This window comes from Paracoccus indicus (genome assembly GCF_003056335.1).
GTDB classification, from domain to species: Bacteria; Pseudomonadota; Alphaproteobacteria; order Rhodobacterales; family Rhodobacteraceae; genus Paracoccus; species Paracoccus indicus.
Genome location: NZ_PYWA01000011.1, coordinates 43,200 through 56,262, shown reverse-complemented (window position 1 = coordinate 56,262; position 13,063 = coordinate 43,200). Strand labels below are relative to the sequence as shown.

The window sequence follows — 13,063 nt, the reverse complement described above, 5'->3', positions numbered from 1 at the left end:
TGATTAACCTTTCGCAATAAACAATGGCACGACATATAATCGCAAGATAAATAACGCAAGCCTTGCGATCCCATCGCGCGCAAACTAAGTGAACCCACATGGTACAGAACGACGATACGCCGCTGGAAAGCATGCTCTGTTTCGACGTCTACGCGGTCAACTTGGCCTTTGGGCGTATCTACAAGCCGCTGCTTGACCCTTTGGGGCTGACCTATCCCCAGTATCTGGTGCTGATGTCCCTCTGGGGGCAGGATGGGCAATCCGTCGGGCAGCTGGGCGCGGGGCTGGGATTGGACAGCAGCACGCTGACCCCGCTGATCAAGCGGATCGAGGCTGCCGGTCTGGTCACCCGCAAACGCGATCCGCAGGATGAACGGCGGGTCATCGTGTCGCTGACCGACCAAGGTGCCGCCCTGCAGTCGCATGTGGACCATATCCGGTCCTGTGTGATCAAGGATACGGGCATGTCCATGGCGGAACTGCTGCAGTTGCAGTCAATGATCCGCAGATTGCGCAGTTCGATGGCATTGCAGGATCCCGAATAGGGCCCGAGGCCTTGCGGTTCCCTGCATCAGGGTGCAATGGATCGCCATCATGACACCGACCGACAACATCCCGGACATGCCCGCCCTGCGCCTCGAGATCGATGCGCTGGACGCCGAACTGATGGCCCTGCTGGCACGTCGCCATGCGCTGATCGACCGCGCGGCCCGCATCAAGTCCGGCAACGGCTGGCCCGCCCGCATCCCCGAGCGGGTCGAGCAGGTGGTGTCGAACGTCCGCGCCCATGCCATTCGGCACGGGCTTGACCCCGACCTGTACGACCGGCTGTGGCGCGACCTGATCGAGGCCGCCATCGCGCAGGAAGAACGTCACTTGCACAAGGATCGCCCATGACCGCCCAGATCATCGACGGAAAGGCCTTCGCGGCCAACCTTCGCACGCGCATCGCGACCGAGGTCGCCCGCATGAACGAACAGGGCATCACGCCGGGGCTGGCCGTGGTTCTGGTGGGTGAGGATCCGGCAAGCCAGGTCTATGTCCGCTCGAAGGGTCGGATGACGAAAGAGGTCGGCATGGCCTCGTTCGAACACAAGCTGCCCGCCGATACACCCCAAGCCGACCTGCTGGCGCTGGTCGAACGGTTGAATGCCGATCCGGCGGTCAACGGCATCCTGGTGCAGCTGCCGCTGCCCGACCACATGGATGAGGCCGCCGTCATCAACGCCATCACCCCTGATAAGGACGTGGATGGCTTTCACATCCTGAACGTCGGGCGCCTGGCGACGGGTCAGAAGGCAATGGTGCCCTGCACACCGCTTGGCTGCCTGATGCTGCTGCGCGACCGTCTGGGGTCGCTGGCGGGCAAGAATGCGGTGGTGATCGGGCGCAGCAACATCGTGGGCAAGCCCATGGCGCAACTGTTGCTGCGTGACAGCGCGACGGTCACCGTGGCTCACTCGCGCACCGCGGATCTGCCGGGGCTTTGCCGCCATGCGGATATCGTCGTGGCGGCCGTCGGTCGTGCGGGCTTCGTCAAGGGCGACTGGATCAAGCCGGGCGCGACGGTGATCGACGTGGGCATCAACCGGACTGAAGATGGCCTGGTCGGCGACGTCGATCAGGCGTCGGTGGAAAAAGTGGCGGGTGCCATGACGCCCGTTCCCGGAGGCGTGGGGCCCATGACCATTGCCTGCCTGCTGGCCAACACGCTGACCGCGACTGCGCGGGCCAACGGGCTGCCCGACCCCGAGGGGCTGACGCCCTAAGCCTGCGCGGTCATCCGCGCCGCCAGCCGCAGCGCATGGGTTGGCTGGTCCGAGGCGACCGGCAGCACCGGGTCATAGGCCGCGCGGATCAGCGCGGCCATTTGCGCATCGGCCACGAAGTCGGTTGCGAAGGTCAGCGCCGATTGCATCATCACGCGTTCCGCCAGCTTGGCGGGATGGGCCTCGGCCAAGGGCCCGGACATGTTCAGAAAGATCATGCAGGCACGGATCGAATCGTCGCCGTCATGCCTGAACAGCCGATACTGGCTTGCCTGGCTGCCCTTCAGGCGCTGCGGAAGATCGGGGATGCCAGTCAGATGCGCCAGATCGGGGATATCCGACAGCTCATCCCAGCTGCGCAGGAAGAAGACCATCAGGTTGGCGCCCATCTCGGGGTCGGTTTCGACGACGGGATGACCGGCGTGGGTGAAGCCGGCCTTGATCGCGCTGCGGAAGATGTCCAGCGTCTCATCGGCCAGGCCGAAGATCACCGGCGCAACGGGGCGGCCCCAACGCGCACAGTGGAAACCCTGATCGGTCTGGGTGAAAAGCGCCTCGATCCGTTCGGCGGTCATCGGGTTGTCGGGGGTCATGCGAGAGCTGTCCTATGCGGTCCGGTGCGGCACCCGCACCGGAGAGGACCGGCGCGGGCAGGGTTCAGTCGACGATTTTTGCCTGTGTTGCGGCGCGGATCTGGTCCTCGGAGATGCCTTCGGCCAGTTCGACGATGCGCAACCCGCCCGGCACCACGTCCAGCACGCCGAGGTTGGTGATGATGCGGTCTACGACGCCCTTGCCGGTCAGCGGCAGCGTGCATTCGCGCAGGATCTTACTCTCGCCCGCCTTGTTCTGATGGTCCATCACCACGATCACCCGGCCCACGCCCGCGACCAGATCCATCGCGCCGCCCATGCCCTTGATCAGCTTGCCGGGGATCATCCAGTTGGCCAGGTCGCCGTTTTCGGCAACCTCCATCGCGCCAAGGATGGCGGCGGCGATCTTGCCGCCGCGGATCATCCCGAAGCTGGTCGCGCTGTCGAAATAGCTGGTGCGGTCCAGTTCGGTGATGGTCTGCTTGCCGGCATTGATCAGGTCGGGGTCTTCCTCGCCCTCGAAAGGAAAGGGGCCCATGCCCAGCATGCCGTTTTCGGATTGCAGGGTGATGTCCTTGTCGCCGACGTAATTGGCCACCAGCGTCGGGATCCCGATGCCGAGGTTGACGTACATGCCGTCCTCCAGCTCCTCGGCGGCGCGGGCGGCCATGCGGTTGCGATCCCAACCCTTGGGTGCCTCGGTCATCACGCGTCCTCCTTCTTGCGGGTGGTGCGCTGCTCGATGCGCTTTTCGTGGGTGCCCTGCACGATGCGGTGGACATAGATGCCCGGCAGGTGGATCTGGTCGGGGTCGAGGCTGCCGCGCGGGACGATCTCTTCGACCTCGGCCACGCAGATCCTGCCGCACATGGCGGCGGGCGGGTTGAAGTTGCGCGCCGTCTTGCGGAAGACCAGGTTGCCGGTGTCATCGGCTTTCCAGGCCTTCACGATCGACAGGTCGGCGACGATGCCGCGTTCCAGGATGTAATCCTGACCGTCGAAGGTCTTCACCTCCTTACCCTCGGCGATCATCGTGCCGACGCCGGTCTTGGTATAAAAGCCCGCGATGCCGCTGCCCCCGGCGCGCATGCGTTCGGCCAGGGTGCCCTGGGGGTTGAACTCCAGCTCCAGCTCCTTCGAGAGGTACTGGCGCATGAATTCGGCGTTCTCGCCGACATAGCTGCTGATCATCTTGCGGATCTGGCGGGTCTGCAGCAGGATCCCCAGCCCGAAATCGTCGATGCCGCAATTGTTGCTGGCGATGGTCAGATCCTTGGTGCCCGCATCGCGGATCGCCGCGATCAGCAGCTCGGGGATGCCACACAGCCCGAAGCCCCCCGCCGCGATGAACATCCCGTCGTGCAAGACACCCTCGAGCGCCTCGGACGCCGTCCCGTAAACCTTCTTCATCAGGCCTCCCCCCAAGTTTGCTGAACTTGACCGGTTTGTCGCCCGTGCCCCCGCAAGTGTCAATCGGGCCGGGATGCGACAACGCCGCCGCAGGGTGATGCGGCGGCGCTGATGGCGGGTCCCGTGGGGATCAAGCCTCAGGCGGGGTGTCGTCGGTCTTCGTGGCCCTTGTCGTCTTCTTGGCGGCTGGCTTCTTCGCCGCCGTGGATTTGGCCGCCGTCTTCTTGGCTGCGGGTTTCTTGGCCGCGGGCTTTTTCGCCGCCGGCTTCTTGGCGGCCTTCTTGGGCGATTTCGCCGCCTTGGCCGCGATCAGTTCAAGCGCCTGTTCGACGGTCAGATCCGCCGGTTCGACGTCGCGCGGCAGGGTCGCATTGATCTTTTCCCATTTTACATAGGGGCCATAGCGGCCGTTCATCACCTGGATCGCGCCGCCATCGGGGTGATCGCCCAATTCCTTCAACGGAGCCGCCGCCGCACCGCGACCGCGGGTCTGCTTGGCGGCCAGAACCTCGACCGCGCGGTTCATACCGACGGTGAACACCTCTTCGACATCGGAGAGGTTGGCGTATTTCGAGCCGTGCTTGACGAAGGGACCGAAGCGGCCAATGCCCGCCTCGATCATCACGCCGTCCTCGGGGTGTGGCCCCACCGGACGGGGCAAGGCCAGCAGTTGCAGCGCCTGATCCAGATCCAGCTTGGCCGCGTCCCAGCCCTTGGGAATCGAGGCGCGGGGTGGTTTCGGAAACTCCTCGGTGGCCTCGCCGCGCTGGACATAGGGACCGAAACGGCCGGTCTTCAGCCTGATCTGGTCGCCCGCATCCTCGCCCAGCACGCGGTCGCCCACGGGTTCCTCGCCGTCGGGGGCCGAAAGGGGGCGGGTATAGCGGCATTCGGGATAATTCGTGCAGCCGATGAATGCGCCGCCCGAACGCGCGGTCTTGAGGTTCAGCCGACCCTCGCCACACAGCGGGCAGACCCGCGGATCACCCCCATCCGCGCGGGGCGGATAGAGATGCGGGGCAAGCGCCTCGTCGATGGCATCCAGCACTTCGGTGATGCGCAGTTCGGATGTGCCTTCCAGCGCCTTCGAGAAATCCTTCCAGAAGCGGCTCAGAACCTCGCGCCACAGGCGGTCGCCGGCGCTGATTTCATCCAACTCGTTTTCAAGGTTCGCGGTGAAGTCGTGGCTGACATAGCGCGGGAAATATTTGACCAGGAAGGTCGTGACCAGACGTCCCTTGTCCTCGGGGATCAGGCGGTTCTTTTCCTTGCGGACATAGTCTCGGTCCTGAATGGTCGTGACGATGCTGGCATAGGTTGAGGGGCGCCCGATGCCCAACTCCTCCATCCGCTTGACCAGCGTGGCTTCGGTATAACGGGGCGGGGGCTGGGTGAAATGCTGGCGTGCGGCGGTCGATGCCGCGTCGTTCATCAGCAAACCGGGGGCCGCGCGCTGGCCCTTGGGGGCGTCGGGCAGGGGGTCGGTCTTCTCGCCCGCCTTGGCGAATTCCGCGTCGAAGCCGCTGGCGACCAGCGTCGCGGCCTCGCCTTCGGTGATGGCGGGCAGACGGGCGCTGTCTTCGCCGTCGTCATCGTCGCGGCCCTGGTCATAGACCCGCAGGAAGCCGTCGAACAGCATCACCTGGCCGTTGGCACGCAGACCGACCTGAGCGTCGGGGCTGGTGATCTCGACGGTGGTGCGCTCCATCCGGGCGGCTTCCATCTGGCTGGCGATGGTGCGCTTCCAGATCAGGTCATAGAGCTTGCGCTGATCGTCCGCCGTCAGACGCGCCTTTTCCGGCGACATCATCATGTCGGTCGGACGGATGCACTCGTGGGCCTCCTGCGCGTTCTTGGCCTTGTTCTTGTACATGCGCGGGCTTTTCGGCAGGTAGTTTTCGCCAAATTTCGCCTTGATCGCGTCGCGGGCGGCCATCACCGCCTCGGGGGCCATGTCGATGCCATCGGTCCGCATATAGGTGATCAGCCCGGCCTCATAGAGGCGCTGCGCCGCCGACATGCAGGCCTTGGCGCCCATGCCCATCTTGCGGCTGGCCTCCTGCTGCAGGGTCGAGGTCATGAAGGGCGGCCAGGGGTTGCGGCTGGCGGGCTTGGCGGTGACGCTGCTGACCTTCAGGTCGCGGCTGGTCACGGCGCTGACGGCCATCGCGGCCTGTTCGGCGGTCGCGAGGTCAAACCGGTCCAGCTTGGAGCCTGCCAGCGTGGTCAGGGTCGCGTCGTATTCGTCGCCACCGGGCGTGGTCAGGCGGGCATGCACGGACCAGTATTCGCGGGCCTTGAAGGCCTCGATCTCCATTTCCCGATCGACGATCAGACGCAGGCAGACCGATTGCACGCGGCCCGCCGATTTCGCGCCGGGCAGCTTGCGCCACAGGACCGGAGACAACTTGAAGCCCACCAGATAGTCCAGCGCGCGGCGGGCCAGATAGGCGTCGACCAGCGGCTGGTCGATCTGGCGGGGCTTGGCCATGGCTTCGGTCACGGCGGTCTTGGTGATGGCGTTGAAGGTGACGCGGCTGACCTCGCTGGTCTTCTTCAGCGACGTTTGCAGCGCCTCCAGCAGGTGCCAGCTGATCGCCTCGCCCTCGCGGTCGGGGTCGGTGGCCAGGATCAGGTTGGGGTCTTCCTTCAGCGCATCCTTGATGGCCTTCAGGTGCTTCTTGCTGTCCGAAGCGACTTCCCACTTCATGTCGAAATCATGGTCGGGATCGACGCTGCCGTCCTTGGGGGGCAGGTCGCGGACATGGCCGAAACTGGCCAGAACGCGGTAATCGCCGCCCAGGTATTTTTCGATGGTCTTGGCCTTGGCCGGGGATTCGACGACGACAACGGGCATGGGAACCTCGGACAGCTGCAATGGGGCGGCAACATGGGTGCAGGTCGCGCCACTGTCAACGGGTGGCGGTTCAGGCCAAGGCCAGACGGCCCCCCGCCAGACGCGTGATCCGCCCCTGAAGTTCCAGCGAAAGAAGCGCCGCACTGACCGCCGAGGCGGCCATGCCCAGGTCGCGGATCAGGTCGTTTTCGTCAGTGGGTGAAGGCGTCAGCTGGCCGAGGATACGATCCTCGAGCGGCGTCGCATCGGCCGGAGGCGCGATCCTTTGGCGCGGCGGGGCGACCTGTCTGACCGGGGCGGGCGGCGACAGGGTCACGAATTCGCGCTGAGGCGCCTGTTCCAACGCCTCGGCCACATCGGCTGCGTTGCGCACCAGCGTGGCCCCATCGCGGATCAGCGCGTTGCAGCCCGAGGCGCGGGCATCCATCGGGTGGCCGGGAACCGCCATAACCTCGCGCCCCTGATCCAGCGCGTTCTTCGCGGTGATCAGCGTGCCGGAACGTTGCGCGGCCTCGATCACGACGACGGCGCGTGACAGCCCCGAGACGATGCGATTGCGGGTCGGGAAATGACGCGCGGTCGGTTCGGTCCCGGGCGGCTGTTCGGACACCAGCGCCCCGGCTTCGGCGATCTGGGCGGCAAGCTGGGTATTCTCGGACGGATAGATCACGTCGATGCCGCCTGCCATGACGGCGATGGTGCCGGTCGCCAGGCTGGCCGCATGGGCCGTGGCATCAATGCCGCGTGCAAGGCCGGCGGCGACGACCAGACCCTGTTCGCCCAGGCCCGCAGCCATCCCCCGCGCCATCCGCAGCCCAAGGGACGACGCGTTCCGCGCCCCGATCACCGCCACGACCGATGCCGACAGCAGTCGCGCATCGCCGCGCACCCAAAGGATGGCGGGCGCCCCGTCGATGTCGCGCAGCGGGGCGGGGTAGAGTGGCGAATCGCAGCGGATCAGCTGTGCCCCGGCGCGCCGCCCGGCGGCCAGCTCGGCGGCGGCAACGCCTTCGGGGCAGACCTGATAGCCGCTGACCCCCGATTGGGCCGCAATTTCGGGCAGGGCGGCCAGCGCGGCACGCGCGGAGCCGTGCTCCGCGATCAGCCTGTGAAAGGTGGTGGGGCCGACCCGGCGGGACCGGATCAGCCGCAGGACCGACAGATCGTCGTCGCTGCTGATCGAAACGCTGCTGTTCATCATGCCTCCGGCCCGGTGCCCGGACAGGGATAGCGCGCGAATGGTTAACAGGCGGTTAGCAAATCATGCCCGCAGTTCACCCCGCAGCCGAGCCGCCCACTGTCAGCCCGCCGATCATCAGCGTCGGCTGTCCCACGCCCACCGGCACCCATTGGCCCTGCTTGCCGCAATTGCCGATGCCCGGATCCAGCGCCATGTCGTTGCCGATGCCGCGGATCTGCTGCAGCGCGGTCGCGCCGTCGCCGATCAGGGTCGCGCCGCGAATCGGGTCGCCCACGACGCCGTTCTTCACGCGATAGGCCTCGGTGCATGAGAACACGAACTTGCCGTTGGTGATATCTACCTGACCGCCGCCGAAGCCGACCGCATAGATGCCATCCTTCAGATCGGCCAGGATCGCCGCCGGGTCCGCGTCGCCGCCGGGCATATAGGTGTTGGTCATGCGCGGCATCGGCACATGGGCATAGCTTTCGCGCCGCCCGTTGCCCGTGGGTTCGACCCCCATCAGCCGCGCGTTCTGGCGGTCCTGCATATAGCCGACAAGGATGCCGTCCTCGATCAGCACGTTGCGGGCGGGGGGCGTGCCCTCGTCGTCGATGTTGAGGCTGCCGCGGCGGTCCGGAATGGTGCCGTCATCGACCACGGTGACACCGGGGGCGGCGACGCGCTGGCCCATCAGACCGGCAAAGGCCGAGGCCTTCTTGCGGTTGAAATCGCCCTCCAGCCCGTGACCGACGGCCTCGTGCAAAAGGATGCCCGGCCAGCCCGCGCCCAGAACGACGTCCATGACGCCGGCGGGGGCGGGGACGGACCGCAGGTTCACCAGGGCGATGCGCAGGGCTTCGTCGACCAGACCCTGCCAATGGGCGGGCTCCATCAGGGCGTCCAGCGCGTAACGCCCGCCGCCACCGGCATTCCCGCTTTCACGGCGATCGTTGTTTTCCACGATGACTGCGACATTCAGTCGCGTCATCGGGCGGATGTCGGTGGCCAGACCGCCTTCGGGGCGCAGGATGGCGACCTCCTGCACGCTGCTGCCCATGGAGGCGGTGACCTGCACGACGCGCGGGTCCAGCTGCCGGGCATAGGCGTCGATCTGGCGCAGCAGGTCGATGCGACGCGCGATCGAGATGTCCTGCGCGGGATCGATCGCCGGATAGAGGTTAACCGGCGTCATGGCCGGGGCCGCCGCCATCACGCCGCCGCCGTTTCCGACGGCCAGCCGTGCGGTTTCCGCGGCCCGTTGCAAGGATGGCACAGTGATCTCGCTGCTGTGGGCGTATCCGGACACCTCTCCGCGCACGGCGCGCAGGCCGAAACCCTGACCCGCCATGAAGCTGGAATTGCGCAGGCGGCCATCGTCGAAGACCAGCGTCTCGGACTGGCTGCGTTCAAGGAACAGCTCGCCGTCGTCGGCGCCATGCACGGCCTTGCGCAGGATCGACAGGGCGGTGTCGCGGTCAAGCTGGGCGGCGAAGGGATCGAAGGGCGGGCGGCTCATGCAGGTCTCCTTGCAAGGGCGGGGCAGGGGGCGGAGAAGGGGCAAAGCCGGGGCGCGGCAGCGGGTCGCGTTCCCATCTTGGCCGGAAATGCTGTAGTCATGTCTTGCCCGATTGGGCTAGATATGGTCATAGAGCGGTCACTGTGAAAGGAAAAGGGGCAGCCTGAAGGCAGCCCTTGCGGCCATTGTGGCCGGGCCAACGCAACGGGATGGAATGATGGCAAAAGCGATGATTCGCCGTGCAGTCGCGGCAGGCATGGGGTTCGCATCTGCGGGCATGTTGGCCGGAACTGCATTGGCACAGACGGCATTGGAAGATCTGCCCACGATCGGCAAACCGGTGGCAGGGGGCACGGGCTTCCAGCCTGCCTCGACGGAACTGGCGCGCGACCAGCAGTGGCTGGATCATTTCGTGCTGATCATCATCGCTGCGGTGACGCTGGTCGTCTGCGCGCTGCTGCTGTTCGTGATCCTGCGCTTCAACTCGCGCGCCAACCCGGTGCCTGCGAAGTTCACCCACAACACGCCGCTGGAAGTCGCATGGACCCTGGTTCCGGTGCTGATCCTGGTGGCCATCGGGGCGTTCTCGCTGCCGATCCTGTTCCGCAGCCAGGAAATGCCCGCCGATCCCGACGTCGTGGTCAAGGTCACGGGTCACCAGTGGTACTGGTCCTATGAATATCCCGACAATGGCGTCGCCTTCGATTCGCTGCTGCTGGAAAAGCAGGATCTGGCCGAGGCTGGCTACAGCGAGGATGAATACCTGCTGGCCACCGACACGGCCGTTGTCGTTCCGACCGGCAAGAACGTCCTTCTGCAGGTCACCTCGGGCGATGTGATCCATTCCTGGACGATCCCGGCCTTCGCCGTGAAGCAGGACGCCGTGCCCGGTCGCATCGCGCAGGCCTGGTTCAACGTCGAGCAGGAAGGCACCTACTTCGGCCAGTGCAGCGAGCTTTGCGGCATCAACCACGCCTACATGCCCATCGTCGTCAAGGCCGTCAGCCCCGAGGTCTATGCGGCCTGGGTCACCGAACAGGGCGGCACCCCCGAGGAAGAGGCGCAGACCGCGGCCGTCGTGACCGAAGACGCGGTCAAGGTTGCCGACGCCAACTGATCGACACGATCCCGACCGGGCCGGCATGACGCCGGCCCGGTCCGATATTTCCGAACCGATTGCAGGCAAGATGGCCGATATCAACGCATATGAGCACACCCCCGAGGCGCAGTTCGGCGATTATGTCGCGCTGCTGAAGCCGCGGGTGATGTCGCTTGTCGTGTTCACGGCCTTTGTGGGCCTGTGGGTCGCGCCGGGTCCCGTGCATCCCTTCATCGGCTTCTGCGCCGTGCTTTTCATCGCCCTGGGCGGTGGGGCATCGGGCGCGCTGAACATGTGGTACGACCGCGACATCGACGCCATCATGAACCGCACGCAGAGCCGCCCCATCCCCTCGGGCCGCATCGAACCGACCGAGGCCCTGGGTGTCGGCATCGTGCTGTCGGTGATTTCGGTGATGATGCTGGGGCTGGTGGCGAATTGGTTCGCGGCCGGCTTTCTGGCCTTCACCATCTTCTTCTACGCCGTGGTCTATACCGTCTGGCTGAAGCGCTGGACGCCGCAGAACATCGTCATCGGCGGTGCGGCAGGCGCCTTCCCTCCGATGATCGGTTGGGCCTGCGCCACGGGCGGGATCAGCATCGAATCCCTGCTGATGTTCGCGCTGATCTTCTTCTGGACGCCCCCCCATTTCTGGGCGCTGGCGCTGTTCATGAAGGAAGATTACCACAACGCCGGTGTGCCGATGTTGACGGTGACGCATGGCCGCCGGTCCGCACGCCGCCATATCTTCGCCTATACGCTGGTGCTGGCGCCCTTCGCGATCTGGCTGGGGCTGACGTCTGTCGGCGGGCCGCTCTACATGGCGGTGGCGGTGGTGCTGAACGCGATGTTCATCCATGGCGGCTGGAAGATCCTGCAGCGCAGCGAAGACCAGGCGATCGCCGACGGCTATGCCGTGGAAAAGCGGGTCTTCAAGCTGTCGCTCGTCTATCTGTTCGTTCATTTCCTGGCGCTGCTGGTGCAGGGCTGGATGGGGGGCTGGTGATGCCGATCCAGACGGAACATGAAATTCACGGGCGGCGCCGGTCGCGCAACATCGGTCTTGGGCTGGTTCTACTCTGCTTCGTCGCGCTGGTCTTCGGGCTGACCGTCGTCAAGGTTCGCCAAGGCGGGTTGATCGAGGGCTATGACCACCAGCCCCGCGTGTCCCTGACCCCGCTGGAACCCGAGGGAGAAGCAGAATGAAACGGCTCAGCCCCGAAGGTCGCACCGCAGCCATTCTGGTTGGCGTCGTTCTGACCATGGGCGCGCTGGCATGGGCGGCCGTGCCCTTCTACAACTGGTTCTGCCAGGTCACGGGCTTCGGCGGCACCACGCAGGTGGCCGAGACCGCCTCGGACGAGGTTCTGGACGAAACCGTCCGCGTGCGTTTCGACGCCAATACCGACAGCGATCTGGGTTGGACCTTCCGGCCCATGCAGACCCGCATGGACCTGAAGATCGGCGAGAACGGGCTGGCCTTCTACGAGGCGGTGAACGACACCGACCAGCCGCTGACGGGCACGGCCAGCTATAACGTCGCGCCGGACGTGGCGGGGTATTACTTCATCAAGGTGCAGTGCTTCTGTTTCACCGAACAGACGCTGCAGCCGGGCGAACGGGTGGAAATGCCGGTCAGCTTCTATGTCGACCCCGAGCTGGTGGACGATCCGGATGCGGATTACGTGCGCGACATCACGCTGTCCTATACCTTCCACCTGACAGAGCCGCGCTCGGCGGCGCTTGACACGGCACCTGCCGAAAACATCAACTAAGACGAACTAGGGGAGCCGACGGGGATCCGACATGGCGCATGCTAAGAACCACGACTACCATATTCTTCCGGCCTCGGTCTGGCCCTTCCTGGCGGCGGTGGCGGTCTTCGTCATGCTGTTCGGTGCGGTTGCATGGATGACCGGTCAGGTCACCATCGCAGGCGCCGAGATCACCGGCCCCTGGATGTTCGCCATCGGCTTCATCGGCACCTGCTATGTCAGCTTCGGCTGGTGGGCGGACATGATCCGCGAGGGTGAGCAGGGCGACCACACCCCCGTCGTCCGCATCGGCCTGCAGTACGGCTTCCTGCTGTTCGTCATGTCCGAGGCGATGCTGTTCGTCACGCTGTTCTGGAACTTCATCAAGAACGCGCTGTACCCGATGGGCGAGAACAGCCCCATCACCGATGGCGTCTGGCCGCCCGAGGGCATCGTGACCTTCGACCCTTGGCATCTGCCCTTCATCAACACGCTGATCCTGCTGCTGTCTGGCGTGGCCGTCACCTGGGCCCACCATGCGCTGGTCCATGAAGGCGACCGCAAGACCACCATCAACGGCCTGATCGTCGCCGTGGTCCTGGGTCTGCTGTTCACCCTGCTGCAGGCCTATGAATACAGCCATGCGGCCTTCGGCCTGGCCGACACCTCCTATGCCTCGGCCTTCTACATCGCCACGGGCTTCCACGGCATCCACGTCATCATCGGCACGATCTTCCTGTTCGTCTGCCTGATCCGCCTGATGCGCGGCCAGATGACCCAGAACCAGCATCTGGGGTTCGAGGCTGCGGCCTGGTACTGGCACTTCGTCGACGTGATCTGGCTGGTGCTGTTTGCCGTGATCTATATCTGGGGCAGCTGATC

14 protein-coding genes are annotated in these 13,063 nt (G+C 65.4%); 8 read left to right on the top strand and 6 right to left on the bottom strand.

Annotation, left to right across the window (positions count from 1 at the left end):
* The first annotated feature begins 98 nt into the window (after positions 1–98).
* Genes DDE75_RS15935 through folD form a run of 3 tightly spaced genes read left to right on the top strand, consistent with a single transcriptional unit; the run spans position 99 to position 1,769 of the window.
* Entirely contained in the window at positions 99–545 is a 447-nt protein-coding gene (locus tag DDE75_RS15935) for a MarR family winged helix-turn-helix transcriptional regulator (protein ID WP_108503368.1), read from the top strand.
* Between the two features lie 49 nt (positions 546–594).
* Positions 595–897, top strand: coding sequence for a chorismate mutase (locus DDE75_RS15930; RefSeq protein WP_108503423.1), 303 nt, complete (start codon positions 595–597; stop codon positions 895–897).
* Positions 894–1,769 carry a bifunctional methylenetetrahydrofolate dehydrogenase/methenyltetrahydrofolate cyclohydrolase FolD gene (folD, locus tag DDE75_RS15925; protein WP_108503367.1) on the top strand — a complete coding sequence of 292 codons (876 nt, stop codon included), beginning with the start codon at positions 894–896 and terminating at the stop codon, positions 1,767–1,769. Before DDE75_RS15930 ends, folD begins: the two co-directional genes overlap by 4 nt.
* Here folD and DDE75_RS15920 read toward each other — a convergent pair.
* The 6 genes from DDE75_RS15920 to tldD all read right to left on the bottom strand — a co-directional run bounded on the left by DDE75_RS15920 (position 1,766) and on the right by tldD (position 9,328).
* On the bottom strand, positions 1,766–2,362 hold the full coding sequence (locus DDE75_RS15920; RefSeq protein ID WP_245894776.1) for a hypothetical protein: 597 nt from the start codon (positions 2,360–2,362) through the stop codon (positions 1,766–1,768). The genes folD and DDE75_RS15920 overlap by 4 nt on opposite strands.
* Positions 2,363–2,426: 64 nt before the next feature.
* A complete protein-coding gene (locus DDE75_RS15915; protein ID WP_108503365.1) occupies positions 2,427–3,068 on the bottom strand; it encodes a 3-oxoacid CoA-transferase subunit B in 642 nt (213 codons plus the stop codon).
* On the bottom strand, positions 3,068–3,772 hold the full coding sequence (locus DDE75_RS15910; RefSeq protein ID WP_108503364.1) for a CoA transferase subunit A: 705 nt from the start codon (positions 3,770–3,772) through the stop codon (positions 3,068–3,070). Before DDE75_RS15910 ends, DDE75_RS15915 begins: the two co-directional genes overlap by 1 nt.
* A 130-nt stretch (positions 3,773–3,902) precedes the next feature.
* The gene (gene topA, locus DDE75_RS15905; RefSeq protein WP_108503422.1) at positions 3,903–6,629 is read right to left on the bottom strand and encodes a type I DNA topoisomerase; all 2,727 of its coding nucleotides are present in this window, start codon (positions 6,627–6,629) and stop codon (positions 3,903–3,905) included.
* 70 nt (positions 6,630–6,699) lie between these two features.
* On the bottom strand, positions 6,700–7,827 hold the full coding sequence (gene dprA, locus DDE75_RS15900) for a DNA-processing protein DprA (protein ID WP_108503421.1): 1,128 nt from the start codon (positions 7,825–7,827) through the stop codon (positions 6,700–6,702).
* 76 nt (positions 7,828–7,903) lie between these two features.
* Positions 7,904–9,328, bottom strand: coding sequence for a metalloprotease TldD (tldD, locus tag DDE75_RS15895; protein WP_108503363.1), 1,425 nt, complete (start codon positions 9,326–9,328; stop codon positions 7,904–7,906).
* A 229-nt stretch (positions 9,329–9,557) separates the two neighbouring features.
* Between tldD and coxB the strand changes: the two genes are divergently transcribed.
* From coxB to DDE75_RS15870, 5 genes are all read left to right on the top strand, one after another.
* Positions 9,558–10,445 (top strand): cytochrome c oxidase subunit II, encoded by an 888-nt coding sequence (coxB, locus tag DDE75_RS15890; protein ID WP_245894775.1) that lies wholly within the window; start codon positions 9,558–9,560, stop codon positions 10,443–10,445.
* A 70-nt stretch (positions 10,446–10,515) separates the two neighbouring features.
* A complete protein-coding gene (gene cyoE, locus DDE75_RS15885; RefSeq protein ID WP_108503420.1) occupies positions 10,516–11,433 on the top strand; it encodes a heme o synthase in 918 nt (305 codons plus the stop codon).
* Positions 11,433–11,633 carry a hypothetical protein gene (locus DDE75_RS15880; protein WP_108503361.1) on the top strand — a complete coding sequence of 67 codons (201 nt, stop codon included), beginning with the start codon at positions 11,433–11,435 and terminating at the stop codon, positions 11,631–11,633. Before cyoE ends, DDE75_RS15880 begins: the two co-directional genes overlap by 1 nt.
* Positions 11,630–12,202 (top strand): cytochrome c oxidase assembly protein, encoded by a 573-nt coding sequence (locus tag DDE75_RS15875; protein WP_108503360.1) that lies wholly within the window; start codon positions 11,630–11,632, stop codon positions 12,200–12,202. The genes DDE75_RS15880 and DDE75_RS15875 overlap by 4 nt, the downstream gene beginning before the upstream one ends.
* Before the next feature lie 31 nt (positions 12,203–12,233).
* Positions 12,234–13,061, top strand: coding sequence for a cytochrome c oxidase subunit 3 (locus DDE75_RS15870; protein WP_108503359.1), 828 nt, complete (start codon positions 12,234–12,236; stop codon positions 13,059–13,061).
* The last annotated feature ends 2 nt before the right edge of the window (positions 13,062–13,063 follow it).

Excerpts from the sequence above, each read along its gene's own strand:
- DDE75_RS15935 (WP_108503368.1), top strand. The coding sequence starts at position 99 with ATGGTACAGAACGACGATACGCCGCTGGAAAGCATGCTCTGTTTCGAC.
- DDE75_RS15930 (WP_108503423.1), top strand. The coding sequence starts at position 595 with ATGACACCGACCGACAACATCCCGGACATGCCCGCCCTGCGCCTCGAG.
- folD (WP_108503367.1), top strand. The coding sequence starts at position 894 with ATGACCGCCCAGATCATCGACGGAAAGGCCTTCGCGGCCAACCTTCGC.
- DDE75_RS15920 (WP_245894776.1), bottom strand. The coding sequence starts at position 2,362 with ATGACCCCCGACAACCCGATGACCGCCGAACGGATCGAGGCGCTTTTC.
- DDE75_RS15915 (WP_108503365.1), bottom strand. The coding sequence starts at position 3,068 with ATGACCGAGGCACCCAAGGGTTGGGATCGCAACCGCATGGCCGCCCGC.
- DDE75_RS15910 (WP_108503364.1), bottom strand. The coding sequence starts at position 3,772 with ATGAAGAAGGTTTACGGGACGGCGTCCGAGGCGCTCGAGGGTGTCTTG.
- topA (WP_108503422.1), bottom strand. The coding sequence starts at position 6,629 with ATGCCCGTTGTCGTCGTCGAATCCCCGGCCAAGGCCAAGACCATCGAA.
- dprA (WP_108503421.1), bottom strand. The coding sequence starts at position 7,827 with ATGAACAGCAGCGTTTCGATCAGCAGCGACGACGATCTGTCGGTCCTG.
- tldD (WP_108503363.1), bottom strand. The coding sequence starts at position 9,328 with ATGAGCCGCCCGCCCTTCGATCCCTTCGCCGCCCAGCTTGACCGCGAC.
- coxB (WP_245894775.1), top strand. The coding sequence starts at position 9,558 with ATGATTCGCCGTGCAGTCGCGGCAGGCATGGGGTTCGCATCTGCGGGC.
- cyoE (WP_108503420.1), top strand. The coding sequence starts at position 10,516 with ATGGCCGATATCAACGCATATGAGCACACCCCCGAGGCGCAGTTCGGC.
- DDE75_RS15880 (WP_108503361.1), top strand. The coding sequence starts at position 11,433 with ATGCCGATCCAGACGGAACATGAAATTCACGGGCGGCGCCGGTCGCGC.
- DDE75_RS15875 (WP_108503360.1), top strand. The coding sequence starts at position 11,630 with ATGAAACGGCTCAGCCCCGAAGGTCGCACCGCAGCCATTCTGGTTGGC.
- DDE75_RS15870 (WP_108503359.1), top strand. The coding sequence starts at position 12,234 with ATGGCGCATGCTAAGAACCACGACTACCATATTCTTCCGGCCTCGGTC.